The sequence below is a fragment of the Devosia sp. 63-57 genome (genome assembly GCF_001899045.1).
GTDB classification, from domain to species: Bacteria; Pseudomonadota; Alphaproteobacteria; order Rhizobiales; family Devosiaceae; genus Devosia; species Devosia equisanguinis.
The window spans coordinates 564,530-582,083 of sequence record NZ_MKUY01000005.1 but is presented as its reverse complement, the minus strand read 5'-3'; the positions used below and the strand labels follow the sequence as shown (position 1 = coordinate 582,083).

16 protein-coding genes are annotated in these 17,554 nt (G+C 62.6%); 13 read left to right on the top strand and 3 right to left on the bottom strand.

The genetic code is table 11. The annotated features are described in order from the left end of the window. The first annotated feature begins 1 nt into the window (after position 1). The 8 genes from BGO80_RS11115 to tsaE all read left to right on the top strand — a co-directional run bounded on the left by BGO80_RS11115 (position 2) and on the right by tsaE (position 9,052). Positions 2-1,792, top strand: a complete 1,791-nt coding sequence (locus BGO80_RS11115; RefSeq protein ID WP_286721519.1) for a sensor histidine kinase — start codon at positions 2-4, stop codon at positions 1,790-1,792. A 9-nt stretch (positions 1,793-1,801) separates the two neighbouring features. Beyond that, the gene (locus BGO80_RS11110; RefSeq protein WP_286721517.1) at positions 1,802-2,269 is read left to right on the top strand and encodes an HPr kinase/phosphorylase; all 468 of its coding nucleotides are present in this window, start codon (positions 1,802-1,804) and stop codon (positions 2,267-2,269) included. A 142-nt stretch (positions 2,270-2,411) separates the two neighbouring features. After that, complete coding sequence (locus tag BGO80_RS11105) at positions 2,412-2,813, top strand: PTS sugar transporter subunit IIA (RefSeq protein WP_286721515.1); 402 nt, start codon at positions 2,412-2,414, stop codon at positions 2,811-2,813. A gap of 4 nt (positions 2,814-2,817) precedes the next feature. Further along, a complete protein-coding gene (locus BGO80_RS11100; RefSeq protein WP_126149730.1) occupies positions 2,818-3,123 on the top strand; it encodes an HPr family phosphocarrier protein in 306 nt (101 codons plus the stop codon). Positions 3,124-3,233: 110 nt separating this feature from the next. Further along, a complete protein-coding gene (locus BGO80_RS11095) occupies positions 3,234-3,752 on the top strand; it encodes a DUF2937 family protein (RefSeq protein WP_286721512.1) in 519 nt (172 codons plus the stop codon). Between the two features lie 108 nt (positions 3,753-3,860). Next, complete coding sequence (gene ahcY / locus BGO80_RS11090) at positions 3,861-5,264, top strand: adenosylhomocysteinase (protein ID WP_286721511.1); 1,404 nt, start codon at positions 3,861-3,863, stop codon at positions 5,262-5,264. 704 nt (positions 5,265-5,968) lie between these two features. Beyond that, positions 5,969-8,320: a sensor histidine kinase gene (locus BGO80_RS11085; RefSeq protein ID WP_286721509.1), complete on the top strand. Its 2,352-nt coding sequence runs from the start codon at positions 5,969-5,971 to the stop codon at positions 8,318-8,320. A 306-nt stretch (positions 8,321-8,626) separates the two neighbouring features. Further along, positions 8,627-9,052, top strand: coding sequence for a tRNA (adenosine(37)-N6)-threonylcarbamoyltransferase complex ATPase subunit type 1 TsaE (gene tsaE / locus BGO80_RS11080; RefSeq protein ID WP_286721507.1), 426 nt, complete (start codon positions 8,627-8,629; stop codon positions 9,050-9,052). Here the strand turns inward: tsaE and BGO80_RS11075 are convergent, their stop codons facing one another. Next, positions 9,053-9,394 carry a response regulator gene (locus BGO80_RS11075; RefSeq protein WP_223214123.1) on the bottom strand — a complete coding sequence of 114 codons (342 nt, stop codon included), beginning with the start codon at positions 9,392-9,394 and terminating at the stop codon, positions 9,053-9,055. It abuts the gene before it with no gap. A gap of 256 nt (positions 9,395-9,650) precedes the next feature. On the opposite strand from BGO80_RS11075, the gene polA reads away from it, so the two are divergent. Further along, on the top strand, positions 9,651-12,569 hold the full coding sequence (gene polA, locus BGO80_RS11070; protein WP_286721504.1) for a DNA polymerase I: 2,919 nt from the start codon (positions 9,651-9,653) through the stop codon (positions 12,567-12,569). Between the two features lie 69 nt (positions 12,570-12,638). Beyond that, positions 12,639-13,958, top strand: a complete 1,320-nt coding sequence (locus tag BGO80_RS11065; protein ID WP_286721502.1) for a hypothetical protein — start codon at positions 12,639-12,641, stop codon at positions 13,956-13,958. A 515-nt stretch (positions 13,959-14,473) separates the two neighbouring features. On the opposite strand, the gene BGO80_RS11060 is transcribed toward BGO80_RS11065, so the two are convergent. Together BGO80_RS11060 and BGO80_RS11055 are read right to left on the bottom strand one after the other, a co-directional pair. Further along, a complete protein-coding gene (locus BGO80_RS11060; protein WP_286721500.1) occupies positions 14,474-14,857 on the bottom strand; it encodes an endonuclease domain-containing protein in 384 nt (127 codons plus the stop codon). A gap of 93 nt (positions 14,858-14,950) precedes the next feature. Further along, complete coding sequence (locus BGO80_RS11055; protein WP_126150805.1) at positions 14,951-15,241, bottom strand: hypothetical protein; 291 nt, start codon at positions 15,239-15,241, stop codon at positions 14,951-14,953. A gap of 179 nt (positions 15,242-15,420) precedes the next feature. Between BGO80_RS11055 and BGO80_RS11050 the strand changes: the two genes are divergently transcribed. The 3 genes from BGO80_RS11050 to BGO80_RS11040 all read left to right on the top strand — a co-directional run bounded on the left by BGO80_RS11050 (position 15,421) and on the right by BGO80_RS11040 (position 17,314). Further along, positions 15,421-16,176 (top strand): M48 family metallopeptidase, encoded by a 756-nt coding sequence (locus tag BGO80_RS11050; RefSeq protein ID WP_286721498.1) that lies wholly within the window; start codon positions 15,421-15,423, stop codon positions 16,174-16,176. Positions 16,177-16,222: 46 nt separating this feature from the next. Next, positions 16,223-16,561, top strand: a complete 339-nt coding sequence (locus tag BGO80_RS11045; protein WP_286721497.1) for a hypothetical protein — start codon at positions 16,223-16,225, stop codon at positions 16,559-16,561. 66 nt (positions 16,562-16,627) lie between these two features. After that, the gene (locus BGO80_RS11040; protein ID WP_223214200.1) at positions 16,628-17,314 is read left to right on the top strand and encodes a L,D-transpeptidase; all 687 of its coding nucleotides are present in this window, start codon (positions 16,628-16,630) and stop codon (positions 17,312-17,314) included. The last annotated feature ends 240 nt before the right edge of the window (positions 17,315-17,554 follow it).

Below are 17,554 nucleotides of genomic sequence, written 5' to 3'. Positions count from 1 at the left end.
GGTGGCCACGCTCGATCCAGAGCTCGACGAGGGGCGCCCCCGCAGCGACGATGCGGCGACGGGCAAGAGCACGTTGCGCCCGGCGCGCGGTGGGCTTCGTCCCCTGGCGCGCTGGTTGCGCAAGGGCGTGGCCGGCATTCGCCGCTTTCTCGACATCACCATCTTTTCCAGCCTCACCCGCCGCATCGTCGTGCTCAACATGGCCGGGCTCCTGGTGCTGGTGGTGGGCATTCTCTACCTCAACCAGTGGCGCGCCGGGCTGATCGATGCGCGGGTGCAATCGCTGCGCGTGCAGGGCGAAATCATCGCCGCCGCCATTGCCGCCTCGGCCACGGTCGACAGCGACGTGATCTCGGTCAATCCCGATCGCCTGCTGGAACTCCAGGCGGGCAATGTCTCCCCGCTGTCCTATTTCGATCCGACGCTTGAATTCCCCATCAGTCCGGAACGGGTGGCGCCGCTCTTGCGCAACCTCATCACCCCCACCCGCACCCGCGCCCGCATCTATGACCAGCAGGGCCTGCTGATTCTCGACAGCGAGAACATCTATGCCCGGGGCGAAGTGCTGCGCAAAACCATCGATACCAGCCAGAACGGCTCGTTCTTCCTGGTGGACTGGTGGAATGCCTTCATGGCCTGGTCGCCGGGCGACAATTACCCAAAATACCAGGAATACGAGGCGAACGAAGGCACGCGCTATCCCGAGGTCGCCTCGGCGCTGCAGGGTGCCCCGGCCGATTTCGTGCGCGTCGACGCGCAAAACCATCTCGTGGTCTCGGTGGCCGTGCCGGTGCAGCGCCTGCGCGCCATTGTCGGGGTGATCCTGCTCTCGACCGCGCCGGGCGATATCGATTCGGTGGTGACGCAGGAGCGCTGGAGCATATTGCGCATCGCGCTGATCGCGGCTGCGGTGCAGATCGCCCTGTCACTTTTGCTGGCCGGCACCATAGCCGGGCCGATGCGGCGCCTGTCGGCGGCAGCCGAACGGGTGCAGACCGCCGGCAATGCCCGCGCCGAAATTCCCGACCTCACCTACCGCCCCGACGAGATCGGCCACCTGTCCTATGCGCTGCGGCGGATGACCGACGCGCTGTACAATCGCATCGAGGCCATCGAACGCTTTGCCGCCGACGTTGCGCATGAACTCAAGAACCCGCTGACCTCGCTGCGCTCGGCCGTGGAAACCCTGCCCCTTGCCAAGAAGCCGGAAGATCGCGAGCGGCTCAACGCCATCATCCAGCACGATGTGAAGCGCCTCGACCGGCTGATCACCGATATTTCCAGCGCCAGCCGGTTGGATGCCGAACTGGCGCGTGAAAGCGCCGAAGCGGTGGATGTCGAAAAACTGGCCGAAGCCATGGTGGCCATCCAGCGCGACGTGGCCGCAGGACGCGACGTCAACGTCGTCATGGGCAAGCGGCTGGGCAAGGGCTCGACCACCATATCCGGGCATGAAAGCCGTCTGGCGCAGGTCTTTGCCAATCTCATCGACAATGCGGTGTCCTTCTCGCCGCCCGGCGGCACAGTCAGCGTGGCTGTGTCCACCGAGGGCGACACCATGCAGGTGACGGTCACCGACGAGGGGCCAGGGATCACCGGCGATGTCACCCGCATCTTCCAGCGCTTCTATACCGACCGGCCCGAAACCGAGAGTTTCGGCAATCATTCGGGCCTGGGCCTCTCCATTTCCAAGCAGATCGTGGATGCGCATAAGGGCACGATCCGGGCGCATAATCGCACCGACCGGTCCGGCGCGGTTTTTACAATTGTGCTGCCAAAAGCCCGCAAATAGACTGGCGGGATGAACAAGCCAAACAATGTGCATGGAACCGCATTGGTTCTTGGGGGGAAGGGCGTTCTGCTGCGCGGGCCTTCGGGCGCCGGCAAGTCGGTGCTGACGCTGGCGCTGCTGGATCGCTGGGAAGGGCGGGGGCTGGAGGCGGCACTGATCGCCGATGACCGCGTCGATATCGTGGATGAGGGGGAAAACCTCGTCATGCGGGCGCCGCCGCGCCTCGCGGGCATGATCGAATTGCGCGGGCGCGGCATCATCACCTGCCCGCATCAGGACCAGGCGGAACTGCATCTGGTGGTCGATCTCGTGCCCGATCTGATGCGGCTGGTGGAGGAAGAGGAGCTGCAGACCGAGCTTTTCGGGCATATGCTGGCGCGCGCGCCGGTGCCGCAGACCGGGGTGGTGAGTCTGGGTCACCAGATTCTGCTGGTGGTCGCGGCGCTGCGCGCAAGCGGACAACCCACACAAGCGTGACAAATTATCCCTTGCAACGATTCTCCATGGCGGCAAAACTATGGAGCACCTGCCTTTGGGGCTCCGGCGATGCCGCCGGCAAGGGGCTGAACGACCGCCGTGCGGAACAATCCGCAGTTGAGCGGCCATCTGGGGATTGTGCATGATCGGGTTGGTTCTGGTGACGCATGGCGCGCTGGCTGATGAATTCAAGCTGGCGCTGGAACATGTTGTCGGCCCGCAGGACTATTGCGAAACCATCGCCATAGGACCAGAAGACAATGCCGAAACAAGGCGCGAGGACATTCTGGCCGCCATCGACCGGGCCGAAACCGGGGACGGTGTGATCATTCTCACCGACATGTTCGGCGGCACGCCCTCGAACCTGGCCATTTCGGTGATGCAGAACCGCAATGTCGAGGTGATTGCCGGGGTCAACCTGCCCATGCTGGTCAAGCTGGGTCGCATTCGCGGCGAGATGACCATGCAGCAGGCTGTTGCCATGGCGCAGGAAGCGGGCAAGAAATACATCACCGTGGCCAATGCCGTTCTGGGTGGAGCCTGACATCATGGACGCCGGTTCCGGCCGGGCGGTTGCCCAGCAACTGACGATTCTCAATCGCAAGGGCCTGCATGCGCGCGCCTCGGCGCGCTTCGTGCGCACCGCCGAATGCTTCGACGCCGCCATCAGCGTGATCAAGGATGGTACATCGGTGGCCGGCAATTCGATCATGGGCCTGATGATGCTGGGCGCGGGGCCCGGCTCGACCATTCTGGTGCAGGCCACCGGCAAGCAGGCGCGCGAAGCGCTCGAGGCCATTGTCGAACTGGTCAATAACGGCTTTGACGAGGATGTCGACGGGGCCGAGACTTAACCAGACCCTGATATCTTGAGTTTTGCGACCATCACCAGCGGCGGCGCTGACTTTTTCTTGCCCAGAGACTGCGCAATAGTGCTGGTCCGGCAATTGGGTGGAGAACCGATGTGTTGAGGCAGTTCATTGCGGGGGTCGGTGGGATCGGGCTGGCGGTGACGCTCAGCCAGTTTCCCGAATATGCGCAGCAATATACCCAGCGCCTGGGCGGGGCGGTGGACGAATTGCGGGTCATTACCGAGGATTTCGACCGCGCCGCAGCCGAGAGCGGGCTCGACCGGGAAAGCGCGCTCGACCGTTACGAAGCCTCCACCGACAGCTTTCTCGCCGAACGCGGCGACAGCATGAACCGCACTTTCCTGCGCTATGAACAGCTCAGCTCGACGCTGGAGCGTATCCAGGGCGCCGATCCGCTGCAGCGGCTGCAATCGCTGCCCGCCTATCTCGACACCGATATCGGACGGCGGACGCTGGAGAACTACAAGCCTGCCGTGCCGGTGACCATGGAGGGCATTCTCTATGCCGGCGGCGGGTTCATCCTCGGCTATCTGGTGCTGTCTGGGCTGGTGCGCTTTTGCGCCCTGCCCTTCCGCAAGCGGCGCAGCCGCGACCGCATCTACCGCAGCTGAGCGGCGCGGTATAAAGGGGATATAAACAAATCTTTATGTCTGTCATTGATCGGTAACCGGGGCTCCCGTATAGACAAGGCCAAGATATCAAGCATTCCGGAGCCAGACATGACCAAGAGCCCGACCGATTACGCGGTCAAGGACATCGCCCTCGCCGATTTCGGCCGCAAGGAAATCTCCATCGCCGAAATCGAAATGCCGGGCCTGATGGCGATCCGCGAGGAATATGCCGCGGCCCAGCCGCTGAAGGGCGCACGCATTGCCGGTTCGCTGCACATGACGGTGCAGACCGCGGTGCTGATCGAGACGCTGGTGGCGCTGGGCGCCGATGTACGCTGGGTCAGCTGCAATATCTTCTCGACCCAGGACCATGCCGCCGCCGCCATCGCAGCAGCCGGCATTCCGGTGTTTGCGCATAAGGGCGAGACGCTGGACGAATATTGGGAATTTACCGACCGGATGATGCAGTGGGGCGATGGTGGCACGCCCAACATGATCCTCGACGATGGCGGCGACGCCACCATGCTGGTGCTGACCGGCTCCAAGGCCGAGAAGGATCCCTCCATTCTCGACAAGCCGGGCAATGAGGAAGAAGAAATCTTCTTTGCCACCATCAAGAAGCGCCTGGCCCAGAATCCGAACTTCTATTCGAGCATCCGCGCCGCCATCCGCGGCGTGTCCGAGGAAACCACCACGGGCGTGATGCGCCTCTACCAGCTGCATGCCAAGGGCGAGCTGCCCTTCCCGGCCATCAACGTCAATGACTCGGTCACCAAGTCCAAGTTCGACAACAAGTATGGCACCCGTGAATCGCTGGTCGATGCCATTCGTCGCGGCACCGATGTGATGCTGGCCGGCAAGGTGGCGATCGTCTGCGGCTATGGCGATGTCGGCAAGGGCTCGGCAGAATCGCTGCGCGGCGCCGGTGCCCGCGTGCTGGTGACCGAAGTCGACCCGATCTGCGCCCTGCAGGCGGCCATGGAAGGCTTCGAGGTGGTGACGCTGGAAGAGGCCGCCCCGCGCGCCGATATCGTCGTCACCGCCACCGGCAATCGCGACGTGCTGACGCTCGACGACATGCGCAAGCTCAAGGACATGGCCATCGTCTGCAATATCGGGCATTTCGACAACGAGATTCAGATCGCGGCGCTGCGCAACTTCAAGTGGACCAATGTGAAGCCGCAGGTGGACCTGGTCGAAAAGCCCGATGGCAAGCGCCTGATCGTGCTGTCCGAGGGGCGCCTGGTCAATCTGGGCAATGCCACCGGCCATCCGAGCTTCGTGATGTCGGCCAGCTTCTCCAACCAGACGCTGGCGCAGATCGAGCTGTGGACCAATGGCGCCAAGCTCGAGAAGAAGGTGCATGTGCTGCCCAAGCATCTCGACGAAAAGGTCGCCGAATTGCACCTGGCCAAGCTGGGCGCCAAGCTGACCAAGCTGACCAAGGACCAGGCCGACTATATCGGCGTCAGCCAGAACGGCCCGTTCAAATCAGGCGAATACCGCTACTAAGAGGCGTTGCCTCCGACCTGGGGGGACACGATGATCGGAGGCGTGGCGCAGCAATGCGCTGCGCCTTTTTGGTTTTTTGGGTGATTCAGCCATTCCGAGCAATCTGGACGCAGTTTTTGTCCAGGCAGTTTGGCCGGCGCGCGCTGCACACCCCCTCCCAACCTCCCCCTGAAGAAGGGGGAGGAGCCGCATCGGGTGCTGGGCGAGAGAGGAGCGCAACGGCGCAATGTCGCCCTCGGGTCGGGCCGGAGGTGAGCCAGGGCCGCAAACTCTCTTAAAATCGATTAACCACGCGACCTGTTTTCCCCGGTGAAACCCTTGGATGAAACACTGGCGTTAATCTTTCTTAAAGGTTTCTGTTTCGTTCCCGGTCAAGAGCTTTGAGGGGCATTTGCCCGCAACGCACAGGCAGGAAGACTCTTTTGCCCCCATGTTCGGACCGCTATGGTCTGGATGATTCGGAACGCGGGGGGACACGCGGACCGTTCGGGGCGGATGGAAGCGCACTGCGCTTTTGCGTCGACCGCTTCGGTTTTCAAGTGCAGGCGTACCGGCCCTCCTGGCCGGACTGGCAGCGCAACAAGAATGAAAGAGGGCCGTCTATGGCGCCGGATCGGTTCCGGAAGCGTTGGGGATTCGTTGGCGTCGCCACAGCCCCACTTACCCTGATGATGGCCGCCCCCGCCTCGGCACAGGGTCTTTCCGTGGCAAATTTGGGCGGCATCGCCCCCATTGCGATCGCAGTTGGCGCCGGCGGCTTCGGCCTGATCGCCATGCTGGCGGTGCGCACCCTGCTCAGGGACAGCCGCGCCACCAAGCGCCTGGCGGCCGAACAGGTGTCGAGCCTGCGCGCATTGGTCGACGAATATGAGAACCTGATCGCGGGCAATCGCGAGCTGACGGTGTTGTGGACCGAGCAGGAAGATGGGCAGGCGCGGGTGCTGGGGCAGGCCGCCTCGGTGCTGCCGATCGGCCGCCCGCCCCAGAGCGTCCTCAACCTGCACAGCTGGCTGCCACCCTCCCAGGCCAATCGGCTGGCGCGCCATATCGAGGATCTGCGCCTGCATGGGCAGAGCTTTTCCACCAGTATCGAGACCAATGACGGCCGCGTGGTACGGGCCAGCGGCTGGGTTATGGGCGGCGCGACGGCGCTGCGCCTGCGCCCCGCCTTCAGCCAGCCCAATGCCGAGCGCGACAGCAGCGCCGAGGACATGGACAGTGCGCGCGCCATCCTGGCGCTGCTGTCCAAACCGGCTTTCCTGCGCGACCAGGACGACCAGCTGATCTATGCTAATCCCGCTTATCTGGCTTTGGCCCGTACATTGGGTTGGGGCGGCGAAGGCGAAACGCCCGAATTGCTCGATGCCAAGCGACTGGCCGACCATCTCAAGCGCTGCGACGCCACCGACCAGCCGGTAAGCCTGCCACTCGATCTCGGCCGGCAGGGCAAGTTCGAGCTGATCGAATTTCCGGTGGGCCAGGGTCGCGCCGGCTATCTCCGCCCCAGCGGCGCCATGGCGGCAGAACCGCCACCGCCCGAGACCGGCATCACCCATATTGCCGGCATTATCGACGCCCTGGGCACACCGATCGCCATCTTCAACGCCAAGCGCGAACTGGTGCAATTCAACCAGGCTTATGCGCGGTTGTGGAATCTCGACCCGCGCTTTCTGGTGCTGGGGCTGGATGAACGCGCCATTCTCGACAAGCTGCGCACCGAGGGGCAATTGCCCAACCAGGTCGACTATCATACCTGGCGCACCAGGCATCTGGAGAGCTATGCGCGCAAGGAGCCGTTCGAGGCCGAACCCTGGCACCTGCCCGATGGCCGCACCATAAAAGTCATCTCGGCGCCGGCCGGGGCCCAGGGTGGCGTCATCTATGTCTTTGAAGACCTGACCGAGCGACTGAAGCTCGAAAGCACCAACAAGGCCTTTACCAATGTGCTGCGCGAGACCATCAACGCGCTGACCGAGGCGGTGGCCGTGTTCGGGACCAATGGTCGGCTGACCCTGTCCAATCCGCAACTGTCCAAGCTGTGGCGGGTGCCGATGAACGAATTGGGCGCCAATCCGCATATCGACCAGATCGCCGAGGCCTCCGGCCGCGCCATTCCCGAGGACGGCGCTTCGATCTGGCGTGATCTCAAGCGCGGTATCATCGACCTCAATCCCACCCGCACCGATCAGACCGGCCGCATCAACCGCTCCGACGGGCGGTTGGTGGATTATGCCATCACCCGCCTGCCCGATGGGCAGACGATGATGACCTTTCTCGATGTCACCGAGAGTGCCGGCTATTCCAAGGTGCTCAAGGAACGCAATGACGCGCTGGTGGCCGCCGATCGGCTCAAGGACGCCTTTGTCGAAAACGTCTCCTACGAATTGCGCTCGCCGCTCACCAATATTATCGGCTTTTCCGATTTTCTGGCCGAGGCCGAGGGCGAAAACCTCAATCCGCGCCAGCGCGAATATCTCGACTATATCCGGGCTTCCTCGGTCACGCTGGCCGTGCTGATCGACAATATTCTCGACCTGGCTTCGGTGGATGCCGGCATTGCCGAGCTCAATCCGGAACCGCAGGATGTCACCAGCCTCGTCGAAAAGGCGCGCGCCGGCCTTACCGCCTCGCTGCATGACCTTTCGGGTGAACCGCCGAACCTGGTCATCGACATCGAGCCGAGCCTGCCCGAATTCGTCGCCGACGGCACCCGCATCGTGCAGGTGCTCTATAATCTCTTGTCCAACGCCGCGCGCTTCTCGCCGCCGGGTGGAGAAATCCGCCTCACCGTGGGCCATCGCGCCGGCCGTATGCTGTTCGTCATCGAGGATGAGGGCCCGGGCCTGACCGACGAGATGAAATCGGCCATTCTGACCCGGCTGGATACGACCCAGGCCAGCGGCCGCCAGCGCGGCGCCGGGCTGGCGCTCTCGATCGTGCGGACCTTCGTCAACCTGCATGGCGGCACCATCTCGGCGGAACGGCGCGAGCCCAAGGGCAGCCGCATCATCGTCAACCTGCCACTCGATAGCGCCGTGGCGGGAGTGGCGGAGTAGATTGCAGCAGGAAGGCGTTGCGGGCAGGACGATCGTTCATGGGTTTGGGCCTGCTGCACACCCCCTCCCAGCCTCCCCCTGAAGGAGGGAGAGGAGTTGCATCGCCTGTGTGGCTGGCTTTGACGCGACAGGAGCAATGAGCATCATGCCGCCCTCGGGTCGAGCCCGAGGGTTTAAAGGTGGATGGGGAGCACCGTGCCAACTTATCGCCAGCGAGCGCCCTGCTGATCGTTGTGGATGAGGGCTCAAGCCCATATGCGATAACCCTCTGCCCTCTCCGGGGACGGAGAAGAGGAGCCGAGCCAAGTGCTGAACGAGACCTTCCTGCCCGATGACGATGCGACCGCAGCCTTTGGCGCGACGCTGGCGGCGACACTGCAGCCGGGCGATATCGTGCGACTGGAAGGGGATCTCGGCGCCGGCAAGACCGCCCTGGCTCGTGCCGTGATCAGGGCCCTTGCCGGCGACACGGCGCTTGAAGTGCCCTCGCCCACTTTTGCCATCGTCCAGCCTTATGACACACCGCTGGCGCCGGTGCTGCATGCCGATCTTTATCGACTGGCCGATGCCAGCGAGGTGGTCGAACTGGGCTTGCTGGATGATCCCGAAGCCATCGTCCTGGTGGAGTGGGCCGAACGCGCGCCCGAAATTGCCACGGCCGCCAGCGTGGTGGTGACGCTGGCCATTCCGCCCGGCGGCAATGGCCGCATGGCTGGCGTCACGCGGCGCTGATCAGCTGGCGGCGCGCGCCAGCAGTGCCTCGATCTTGCGGGCCAGCTCTTCCTGGCGAAACGGCTTTTCGAGCCGCGGAAAATCGCAATGGGCGCCATCGGGCAATTCGGCATAGCCGGTGGCGAGCAGGATCGGCAGGCCCGGATGCAACCCACGCGCCGCCTCGGCCAATTGCACCCCGGTCATGCCCGGCATGGAAAAATCGGTGATCATCGCGCCGACATCCTGACGCTGGCGCAAAATCTCCAGCGCTTCGGCACCGGAATAGGCTTCGAGCGCCCGATAGCCCATCTCGGTCAGGAGATCGACCGTATTGAGCGTGATCAGGGCGTCGTCGTCCACCACCAAGAGGAGGTCCCCCCGTTGCTGGGCTGGGATCGGTTGCAAATCTTATCCTTCCGGGGTGCCGCAAACTACCAAGGTAGAACAGTCTACCAAGTTTCAATTCTGTGTGTAGCCGATGAAAGTGGCAATCCTAGGTCCATTGCGGAGGCCAGGATTTGCTTTCTGTTTGCCACTGACAGACCCTGGCAAAAGTGGGTGCCTTTATCGGCGGCAAGACGGTAAAGTTGCGCCCGCAAGAATAAGGAATCGCCTCATGCATCTGCTGCTCGTCGATGGCTCGGGTTATATTTTCCGCGCCTTCCACGCTTTGCCGCCGCTCAGCCGCAAGTCGGACGGGTTGCCGGTAGGCTGTGTCCAGGGCTTTTGCAACATGCTGTTCAAGCTGACCCAGGACATGGATGGCGATGAGGCCCCCACCCATATGGCCGTCATCTTCGACGCCAAGGGCAAGACGTTTCGCGACGACATCTATCCCGATTACAAGGCCCAGCGCCCGCCCGCGCCCGAGGAACTGGTGCCGCAATTTCCGCTGACCCGCTCGGCGACGCGGGCCTTTTCCATTCCCTCCATCGAAATGGAAGGCTGGGAAGCCGACGACATCATGGCCACTTATGCGGTGATGGCACGCCAGGCCGGCATGAAGGTCACCATCGCCTCCTCGGACAAGGACCTGATGCAGCTGGTGGAGCCCGATGGCTCGATCCGCCTGCTCGACACCATTCCGCGCCCCGGACAGCCGCCTTTGCGCTGGATCGGGCCGGACGAGGTGATGACCAAGTTCGGCGTCACGCCCGACAAGGTGATCGACGTGCAGGCGCTCTGCGGCGACAGCGTCGACAATGTGCCGGGCGTGCCGGGGATCGGGGTGAAAACCGCCGCCGAGCTGATCAATGCCTATGGCGATCTCGAGACGCTCTTGAGCCGCGCCGAGGAGATCAAGCAGCCGGCGCGGCGGCAGAAGCTGATCGACAATGCCGAATTGGCGCGGATTTCCAAGCGTTTGGTAACGCTCGAGCAGAACGTGCCGGTCGACATCGGTCTCGATGGGCTGGTGCGCCAGCCGATGCGGCCTTCGGCGCTGTTCCCCTTCCTCAAGGCGATGGAATTCGCCACCATTACCAAGCGGCTGGCGACCTTGCTCGAGGCCAATCCCGACGATTTTGAAGCCGATCCGGAGCTCAAGGCCGGCGGGTCCACCGATGTCGGCGCGCCGCAGAAATCCACCTCGCTGTCCGTGGCCAAGGCCAAGCTGGCCGCCAATGCGACGCCGGGCACCGGCCCGGCTCGCCACGCCGCCGAGGAGCATGCGCGCGTCAAGGCCATCCCGGTCGATTACGACGCCTATGAGATCGTGACCACGCCGGAGCGGCTGGCGGCATGGGTGGACAAGATCGTCGACACGGGCCGGGTCTCCATCGACACCGAGACCACCGGGCTCGATCCGCAAATGGCCGATCTCGTCGGCATCTGCCTCTCCACCGCAATCGGGGAGGGCTGCTATATCCCGGTCGGCCATGCGCTGCCCGGCGACCTGTTGGGCGGGGGCGGGCTGGTCGAGGGGCAATTGCCCATTCGCGACGTGTTGGCCGCACTCAAGCCCGTGCTCGAAGACGCCTCCATCCTCAAGATCGGGCAGAATGTCAAATATGACATGGAGGTGCTGGAGCGCTACGGCATCGCCCTGGCGCCGATCGACGACACCATGCTCATCTCCTATGCGCTTGATGGCCCGCGCTATAATGGCATGGACGTCTTGGCCGACCATTGGCTCGAGCACAAATGCATTTCGTTCACCGAGCTGGCCGGCACCGGCAAGAACCAGAAGACGTTTGACCAGCTCGATATCGCCGCCGCGGCGCGCTATGCCGCCGAGGATGCCGATGTCACATTGCGGCTCTGGCATGTGCTGAAGCCGCGGCTATCTGCCGAAAATGCCACCACGCTCTACGAAACGCTGGAGCGGCCGCTGGCCCCGGTGCTGGCACGCATGGAAGCGCGCGGGATCATGGTGGACCGGCAGATCCTGGCCCGGCTTTCGGGCGATTTCGCGCAGCGCGCCGCCGCTTTCGAGGCCGAGGCGCATGAACTGGCGGGACAGAGTTTCAATCTCGGCTCGCCCAAGCAGCTGGGCGAAATCCTGTTCGACAAGATGGGGCTCGAAGGCGGCACCAAGACCAAGACCGGCGCCTGGTCGACCGGGGCCGATGTGCTCGAAGATCTGGCGCTGAAGGGCATTCCGCTGGCGCGCACCATTGTCGACTGGCGGCAGCTGACCAAGCTCAAGGGCACCTATACCGACGCCCTGCCCACCTATATCAATCCGCGCACCGGCCGCGTGCACACCTCCTATAGCCAGGCCTCGGTGCTGACCGGGCGGCTCTCGTCCAACGATCCGAACCTGCAGAACATTCCGGTGCGCACCGAGGATGGGCGGAAAATCCGCAGCGCCTTCGTCGCGCCGCCCGGAAAGGTGCTGATCTCGGCCGACTATAGCCAGATCGAACTGCGCGTCCTGGCCCATATCGCCGATATCCAGGCGCTCAAAGATGCGTTCGAGGAGGGTCTGGACATTCACGCCATGACGGCGAGCGAGATGTTCAACGTGCCGGTTGAGGGCATGCCCTCCGATGTGCGCCGGCGCGCCAAGGCGATCAATTTCGGCATCATCTACGGGATTTCCGCCTTTGGCCTCGCCAATCAGCTGGGCATCGAGCGCTCGGTGGCGGGGGAGTATATCAAGACCTATTTCGAGCGGTTTCCGGGCATCAAGGACTATATGGACGCCCAGCGCACCCGGGTGAAGGCCGAGGGCCATGTCACCACGCTGTTCGGCCGCAAAATCCAGTTCCCAAACGCCAATTCCGGCAATCCCAGCGAACGCGCCTTCGTCGAACGCGCCTCTATCAACGCCCCCATCCAGGGCAGCGCCGCCGACATCATCCGCCGGGCCATGATCCGCATGGAGGGCGAATTGCAGAAGGCCGGCGTCGACGCCGACATGCTGCTGCAGGTCCACGACGAACTGATTTTCGAAGTGCCCGAGGGAACGGAAGACCAGGCCATCCCGGTGATCAAGCGGGTGATGGAAGGCGCAGCAGAGCCGGCGGTGCGGTTGTCAGTGCCGATCCAGGTGGATGCGCAACCGGCCAAGAATTGGGATGAGGCGCATTGACGTCCGCAAGGTATCACTGCTGAATGAGCAAAATTAGGTCCGTTTGCGTCGAACCAATTGGGGGGCTAGTTGATCTATCAAACTGACCTACTAACGCTAAATGATGCGATCAACGCCGCTAGGCAGTCGTTTGATGCCGCTGGGCGACGCGGAAAGCTACCACCAGACATCGTTGAAGCTGAATATCTGAAATTTGAACAAGTACGCTTCAGATTTGCAAATTTCTACATGGAAGCTCGTAGATATGGTCGCTATGAGCAGGCCAACTCGCTTCTCAGGCAGCTTCAGCTTGGAATTAAAGGGCTGCTAAACGATGAAGATTTTAAGCGTGTCGCGCATGAACTATACGTATCTCGTCCCATTAGGTTGCGAAACGAGCCCCACCACGTGGAATTGGGGCCCTTGCTGGATCTTCGTCCGACGTCATCTGTTTATGATCTTCTTGACAGAATATTGTATGCAGTCAGAGACGGTGTTGAGCAAAGCTTTGAGGTAGAAAGATTAGTTTCTGACAACTCCTCAATAATGAAGGATTCGTCACGACTACGATCAATCGTACCAGAGCAAAAAATATCGCCTGTCCAGTTTGAGATTGAAGACGGCAAGCTGGCCGTCAAACCTCAGAACAGCTCTCCGATACCGGGTCGCGAGGAAATTGCGAGCGTGGCTCGTGACGACATAATCAGGCGAGGTGCTAGTTTAATAGGTGAGTTAAAAAATTCTAACTGTGATCCCAGATTGTTGCGGAACATGGAAGAGCTACAAGGCCGCCTTTGTAGCGGTGATAGCCCGATACTAATAGGAATATCTAATAATGCCTGCGATCATCTGGCAAAGGTTTTTTCCTCTGAGCTTCCAGACGCAACTTCTGCTTTGCTTCTTGCTCATGTGTCAAGCGTGAGTATGTACTTGGCACAATTTTCAGACTGGAGAGCATTCTCAAATGCGTCTGAAACATTGGATTTTTCTTCAGTAGATATTGCCGCCTTATCTCAAACTTTGGGTCATGTTGTTAGTTCTTTCACAAAGGAGCCTGATTTAGCGGACCCCGAAGTTCCTAAGACCTTGCTTGAAGTGCAAAAATTCATAGCAGACCCACAAAAAGCGTCCAAAAATGCTGCCCTCGCCGCCGCGAGAACGCTTGAGAATTTAGTCATTAGGGTATTTGGATATGGGGCAGACTATATCGACCAGACTGTCAAAAAGAGCATCAGCGACCTATCGACGACAACATCAAAAATTATAGTGATCTCCCTACTTTCAGCAGCGTTGGTTGCAGCTAATAACCTTTCAATTTTGGAAGGAACAGTGGGCGGTCTCAACTGGATGAGTGACGCTGCACAAATCGTAACTAGGCAGATCGACCTGCTCAGGACTGGAAGCCACTAAGCCGGGGGCACTGAGGATGAGCGAATGCAGTTCGCCTACACTCACTCCCGCATCACCTCCACCGCTAGGTGCAGCAGCACCGCGCTGGCTTCGACGCTGCGCCCCCAATATGCGTTGCCGCAGCCTGCTGAGCGGTGAACACGTTGAAGAACCCCCACCCGACCTCCCCCTGAAGAAGGGGGAGGAGAAGGACAGGGTTTGGCAGAGATATCGTGGCATACTAGATGGCTCCCTCCCCCTGTAGGAGGGGGAGGGGAAGAGGGGTTTCGCTGAGGGTGCGGCGGGCGGGATGTGTCTCTCCGCCTTCTGCAGGGGGAGGTTAGGTGGGGGGCTTTCGGTGATCGTGCCGGGATGTCGCCGACCGGCCAATGGGGAACTGGCCAGCGCATGTTAGGTGCGCATTCACGTCTCGGCTTCACCCAGACGAAGAACCCCCACCCGGCCTCCCCCTTTAGGAGGGGGAGGAGAAGGGGGGGCACTGAGGGTGCGGCGGGCTGGATGGGTCCCTCCCCCTGTTATAGGGGGAGGTTAGGTGGGGGTGTTTTGGGCTCGGGCGATGGTGGGCCGAGAAGGCCGGTCAGCATGGTGAAAACACCTTCGGGGTTGTGCATCACCTCATGGTTGGTGAAGCGAACAACGCGGTAGCGGCGGGTTTCGAGAGAGGCGGTTCGGCGTTGGTCGTGGGCCGGGCCGCCCTCGAGGTAGTGGGTTTCGCCGTCGATCTCGACGATAAGCTTTTGGCTCTTGCAGATGAAGTCCACCACATAGGGGCCGATGGGTGACTGACGCCGCCAATGAAGACCGCCGATCCGCCACGGATGGAGGATCGCCCAGAACTTGCGCTCGGCAGGGGTCTGCCGGCGGCGGAGTTGGCGGGCGAAAGTGACGGGGTCGTCCATGGGGGCTCCTTGGACGAGATTAGCATTGGGGATAGGGAAGAGAACCCCCACCCGGCCTCCCCCTATAGAAGGGGGAGGAGAAGGGACCGGATGCTAGGTGGGGGTCCGCATCACCTCCACCGCCAGATGCAGGCGCTCCGCACTGGCTTGAGCGCTGCGGGCGACCAGGTCTTGCGCGGCGGTTTCGCGGCGGAGGAAGGCTTCGATTTGTTCCTGGCCGATTTCGTCGAGCAGGTGACGGATGGGGGACCACAGGGTCCAGTCGGGATTGACCATGCGCATGTGCAGGCGGTCATTGGTGATGTCGAAACTGACATTGGCCGAGCGCGCCAGGTCGAGGAATTCGGCGATATAGGCGTCGGGCATCGGGGTGTGATGGGCCATGGGGCTGCCTCGTATTTGATATAAATGCAATGCATGAGCATCCAGGCGGCTCCCCCCAAGTGGGTTTATGGTGAATGAAGGGTTAAGACACAGGCTTCACGATCGGGTGCGGGGCACGGCGCGGCATTTCGGGGCGGGCGTGGCTGGGTTAGGCTTGGGCTTCGTGATTCTGGGGCTCCATGTTTTCCTTTCTGCGCCCGCGCGGCAGCGCCGTTCCCGCCAGTACCAAGATCGAGCTCGATGGCGAGCCGGTGAGCGTCAGCGTGCGCGTCAGCAAGCGGTCGCGCAGTTTTCGGCTGTCGTTGCCGGCCGCCGGGCCGCTGTTGACGCTGCCCGAGGGGGCGCGCTGGAGCGAGGCGGAGGCATTTCTGCAGCGGCATCGGCACTGGCTGGCGGCGCGGCTGCCGCGCACGGCGCAGGCGCAGAGGCTGGAAGCGGGCACTATGGTGCCGCTGCGCGGCGTGCCGCACCGGGTCGCGGCGCTGGGCAGCCTGCGCGGCCGGGTCGAGCGCGGCGAGGTTTCGGGCAGCCCGGTGCTGCTGGTGCCGGGGGATACGGCGCATCAGCCGCGGCGGCTCTATGATTGGCTCAAGGCCGAGGCGCTGGTCGATCTGGAACGCCAGAGCCACTGGCATGCCGGGCGGCTGGGGGTCGAGGTCAAGCAGATCCGGCTGCGCAGCCAATCGAGCCGCTGGGGCTCGTGCTCGTCGAGCGGCACCATCAACTACAATTGGCGGCTGATCCTGGCGCCGCCGCATGTGCTCGATTATGTGGCCGCGCACGAGGTGGCGCATCTGGTGGAAATGAACCATTCGCCGGCCTTCTGGGCGACGGTGGAGCGCACCCTGCCCGATATGGAGCGGGGCCGAGCGTGGCTAAAAGCACACGGTCGCGGACTTATGGCCTGGCAGGCGCCCGGGAAGGAGGGCGCATGAGCAAACTGCCTCCATCCTGCCTTATTCCTTGTTCTATCAGGGTGCCATGCAGCGTCTGGTAGCCCTCATCGCCCTGGTTTTCGCCTTCGCCTCCCTGGCCGGAGCGACGACGGCGCATGCCCATCGCTATGTGAGCACGCCCATTGTGGTGCTGAACCATGTCGACGCCGAAAACACCGCCATTCCGGTGCTGGTGAGCGTGCAACGGGGCGAGATCGACCTGGGCTCGGGCATTGTCATGCCCTGCGGCCCGCACCATGCCATTCCGGTGGAGATTGCGGGGCTGCCGCAGGTGGCGCCCGCCACCTCGCTGCCGCTGGTGCTGGATGCCGATGAGCCGGCCTCCTCGGGGATGGACGTGTTGCGACCGCCGCGCGCGGCCTGATCCGCTCGCCCGTACCCGCTTCAATTTCCCTATTTCCCACGCCCCAACGGGGCCAAGGATGACATCATGACTTTTGCTCAGGACGCGACCCTGTCGCGTCGCGCCGTCATGGCTGGTTTTGCCAGCCTGGCCGCCCTCGCCCTTGCCGGCTGCTCCACCACCGGCGCCAGCCGCGTCACTGCTCCCGCCGAACCGGTGCGTCCGGTCGTGCCCGCCGATGTGCTGGCCATGTATGCGGCCCGCCCGGAAGAGGAGCATCCGGTGCCCGCCGCCGACATCTCGATGATGGCCCCGCGCTTCTGGCGCCAGGAAGTGGACAATATCACCGGCGAGAAGGAGGGCACGGTGGTGGTCGACACCGCCAATTACTACCTCTACCTCACTTTGCCCAATGGCCGGGCCATGCGCTATGGCGTGGGCCTGGGCCGCGCCGGCTTCGAATGGAGCGGCAAGGGCCATATCGCCTATAAGCGCAAATGGCCGGTCTGGACGCCGCCTGCGGAAATGATCGACCGCCAGCCCGAGCTGGAAATGTATCGCCACGGCCAGCCGCCGGGGCTGCTCAACGCGCTGGGTGCCCGCGCGCTCTATATCCACCAGGGCAATCGCGACACGCTCTATCGCGTGCATGGCACCATGGACGTGGTGTCTATCGGCAAGGCGGTGTCGAGCGGCTGCGTGCGGCTCTTGTTCCACGACATCATCGATCTTTATGACCGCGTGCCCAATGGGGCGCCGATCGTGGTGATCTGACGGCGCCCATGGCCTTGGCGCCACAAGCGAGCCCCGGATTGTCCGGGGCTTTTTTGTGTGTTGGGGAGGGTGCTGAACCATCCAGGAATCGTTCGTTCATGGGCGTTTGCTGAACCTGCAGAACCCCCACCTAACCTCCCCCTGTAGAAGGGGGAGGGCGAGCAGGAGCCGAAGCCTCGGTGCCTCCCGATGCGCTCAAAGTGAACATTTCCGATTGATGGGGGCGCACCAGCGCCTTTC